Origin of the sequence: Gordonibacter pamelaeae 7-10-1-b (assembly GCF_000210055.1) — a bacterium.
In the GTDB taxonomy this organism is placed as follows: domain Bacteria; phylum Actinomycetota; class Coriobacteriia; order Coriobacteriales; family Eggerthellaceae; genus Gordonibacter; species Gordonibacter pamelaeae.
The window spans coordinates 1887763-1891251 of the sequence record NC_021021.1 but is presented as its reverse complement, the minus strand read 5'-3'; the positions used below and the strand labels follow the sequence as shown (position 1 = coordinate 1891251).

Below are 3489 nucleotides of genomic sequence, written 5' to 3'. Positions count from 1 at the left end.
TCGCGCTCGCAATGGCCATGCTCGCGGCGCTCGCGCTCTGCGGGCTCGTCCTCTGCATGTGCGGCGCTGGCGCGTCCTCGACCCAGGCGAGGGCCGTCGGCCTGTCGGAGGAGGTGCAGGCGCTGAGGCCCTACGTGTCCTACTACATGCACCAGGAGGGCAAGGGGGAGTTCGTCGAGCTCGCGCTGGCGGTCTGCCAGCATGAGAGCGGCGGTGCCGGCTGGAAGATAGCCGACCACGACCCGTTCCAGTGCGCCGAGTCGACGGGGGCGTCCCGCCCGGGATTCCCCGATGCCGGCACTGTCGCCGACCCCGTGACGGGTGCGGACGGCGACGACTGGTGGTGCTCGGCCAGCGTCAAGCAGGGCTGCGCGTACCTGTCCGACAAGCTGCGGCTCTGGGGATGCGACGACCCTTGCGACCTCGAGGCGTTGAAGAACGTGCTGCAGACGTACAACTCGGGCCCTGGCTGGCATGCCTACGCGCTGTCCAACGGCGGCAGGTGGAGCGAGGATCTGGCGCGAAGCTACGGTATCGGCACGCCCAACTACCCCTTGCGCGTGCTGGAGCATTACGAGGTGTCCTACGGAGCGTCGGGCGACGGGGCGGCCGTGGCCGAATGGGTCAAGGCGCGCGAGAACAAGTGGCTGGTGTACTCCCAGGATGCGAGCCTGCGCGTGGATCCCGACAGGACGGGCGCCACCGACTGCTCGGGCATGTGCAGGGCGGCCTACCTAGCCGTCACCGGCATGGACATAGGCTGGTACACCGGCGACCAGTCGCTCGGAGGCAAGGAGATAGCCTCGGGGTCGAGAGGGCAGGGCGTCTCCGCCTCCCAGCTCGAGCCGGGCGACCTCGTGTTCTGCAACTTTAACGGGTACAACCCGACATGGGATCACGTCGAGATGTACGTGGGAGACGGGCAGCTGATGGGCATGGGCCACGCGCCCGGCCCCCATTACTCGGGGGATGTATCGAGCTATGTGGCGAACACTTACAACTGGCAGGTTAGGCGGTACTTATAGTGAAGATGAAGCACGACAACCTATGGAGGGCGAACCCCGACACGGCCGAGGAGATGGACGAGATCGAGCGCCGGCGGAAGCGGGCCATGCGCACGGCGATCACCCTCCTCGCCCTGGCCGTCGCCGTCAACGTCGCCGTCAACGAGTTCTCATGCGTCGGCCCGTCCCCTTCCAAGAGGGACGCCGCGCCCGCCGTCCAGCAATCCGCGCCGGACGACCGGGGGGGAGCGGGGCAGGCCGGCGCCGATGCGGACGGCGAGGAGCCCGCCTTGTCCTTGGACATCGCCCCCGATCAGGCCGAGGCAACGCGGGTCGACCAGGATGCGGTGCGCGCCGCGCTCGGGGCGTACTGCAAGGAGAAGGGCATCGAGGCGTCTCGCGCGTACGTTTCGGCCGTGCTCAGCTTCCCGTCGTCGACCGCCTCGTCCTACCTGGAGGTGGAGCTGCTGGATTCCGACGGCTCGAAAGCGGCCGACGTAGGCGTCGCCTACTCCCTGGACTACGGCACGTGCACGGTCGTCCCCTTGGAGTCTTTGACCGGAGGGTCTGAGAAGCCCGAGCGCATCGAGCGCGGGGGCGATGCTTTATGAGGCGCGCGCCGGCGTACGAGGGTGCCGTCGCTCCCGATCCCGTCATCAGCCATCTGTCCGCAACCGTAGATCGTGCAGCCCGGTGGAGGCGCGTGGTCTTCCGCACGAGTTTGGCGGGAGCATGCGTCCTGATCGCGATGCTCGCTATGATGATCCTCGCGGATACGGCCTACGGCGGGTGGATCGAGGATCTGACCGGCCTGTCGATCTCCGGCATAGTCAACAACTTCTTCACCGCCCTCGGCCTCGGCGACGGCGTGGCGGCGATAATGCAGTCGGCGTCCGACACCTGGCTGTCGCAGCTCGCGTCCTACAAGTTCGACGTGGACGCCTCGCGCGTCGCCGACGTCATCGCCGTCATCAACAAGGCGGCCGCGCCGGTGGGCGAGTCGCTCATCATGGTGTTCCTTTTCCAAGGGGTGTTCAAGAAGGTCACGGCGACCGACGGCAGCTTCATCCATGGGGAGGGGCTTTACGAGCTCGTGATGATGCTGGTCAAGTTCTTCTTGTACAAAACGCTGATCGACCTCGCGCCGCTGCTCATATACGGGATACTCCTCGCCGGCGACGGCATATCGAACGCCATCTCCCAGTACGCCCCGGGCGGGTCGGCCGGCGTGTCCTTCGACCAGGCGGCGCTGTCCGCGGCCGTCAACTCCGCTCTCGGGCAGACCGCCGGCGACGCCTCCGGCAACGCCGGCATAGCAGGGGCGCTCGGCTCCTACATCGGCAGCCTGCTCCTGCTCTACCTCGGCGCTCTCTTCTTCTGGGTGATGTCGATGATCGTGTCCTTCGCGGGCGAGGCCGTGATCCTGGCCAGGTTCGCCGAGGCGAGCGTGCTCACGGGATTCTGTAGCATTCCCGTGGCGTTCCTTCTCAGCGAGGAGTGGGCCGAGGCCGGCAGGATGTACTTCAAAGAGATCGGCAGCGCGGCCATCATGATCGCGGTCGTCCAGGCGGTCGTCATCATCACGCCCATGATCCTCGAAGGGGTGATCGTGACGTCGGGCGGCGACATCTGGCAGATCATCCGGGGAGGGCTCATCTACACGGCGACGCTGCTGGTGGTCGTGCTCGGTTCGACGATGACGACGTACAAGGTCGTCGGGAAGATGATGTGACATGAGGCATGGATCGAAGACAGCCGCCGTCGTCGCGCTCGCCGCGGCGCTCTCCCTTGCCGACGCCTCCCAGGCTTGGGCATGGGGGTACGGTGCGGCGCTGGGGCAGGACGGCATGACTCTCGACAGGCTCGTGAGCGAGGTGCTCAAGCCCATCGTGCAGCTCGCCGGGTACGTCCTCACCGCATTCGGGGCGTACCGGTACTTCCAGAACCGCTCGGACGACGGGCCCGCGGCGCGCCAGGCGCTCGGCATGCTCGCGACGGGAGGGGTCATGGTCGCCTTCACGGCCTACGACCTCGGCCGTGGGAGCCTGAACGGCTTCATGCGCGAGTTCGCCGTTCCGGGCCTGATCGCGCTCGGCACCCTTTGGATGATCAACGGCTTCTACGACTACTTCTTCCACTCGGACGACGCAGTGGCCGCGAAGAAGGGCCTGCAGGCCGCCGTGTCGGGCGGCGTCATGGCGCTTATGGGCGGGGCTTTCGGAACCATCTCGTTGGTGTACTAGATCGGAGGCGGATATGGGCGAGTGGGTCACATTGGCCGACGGGTCGAAGCTGTTCTGCCCGTACCCGTTGGAGCAGCGGCCGCTGCGGGAAGAGGAGTCCGAAGAGCCGAACTCGCAGAGCTGGCACGTCGCGCTCGCGCTCGCCAGCGTCCTGGGGTTCACCGGGGCGCACAGGTTCTATACGGGCAAGATCGCTACGGCAATCGTATGGCTGCTGACGGGAGGCCTGCTCGGGCTCGGCG

Annotated in this window: 5 protein-coding genes; all 5 read left to right on the top strand. The window is 66.8% G+C overall.

The window, feature by feature from the left end; translation table 11 throughout:
* Positions 1–1025 (top strand): C40 family peptidase (locus tag GPA_RS08755; protein ID WP_197533086.1); only part of this gene is annotated, 1025 nt, incomplete at its 5' end.
* 5 nt (positions 1026–1030) lie between these two features.
* Positions 1031–1615, top strand: a complete 585-nt coding sequence (locus GPA_RS08750) for a hypothetical protein (protein WP_154270805.1) — start codon at positions 1031–1033, stop codon at positions 1613–1615.
* A gap of 92 nt (positions 1616–1707) precedes the next feature.
* Entirely contained in the window at positions 1708–2736 is a 1029-nt protein-coding gene (locus tag GPA_RS08745) for a hypothetical protein (protein WP_035586685.1), read from the top strand.
* Position 2737: 1 nt separating this feature from the next.
* Complete coding sequence (locus GPA_RS08740) at positions 2738–3247, top strand: hypothetical protein (protein ID WP_015539638.1); 510 nt, start codon at positions 2738–2740, stop codon at positions 3245–3247.
* Positions 3248–3260: 13 nt separating this feature from the next.
* Positions 3261–3489: TM2 domain-containing protein (locus GPA_RS08735; protein WP_041239359.1), on the top strand; the 229-nt coding region annotated here is incomplete at its 3' end.

Coding starts and splice junctions, on each gene's coding strand:
- GPA_RS08740 (WP_015539638.1), top strand. CDS start 2,738: ATGAGGCATGGATCGAAGACAGCCGCCGTCGTCGCGCTCGCCGCGGCG.
- GPA_RS08750 (WP_154270805.1), top strand. CDS start 1,031: ATGAAGCACGACAACCTATGGAGGGCGAACCCCGACACGGCCGAGGAG.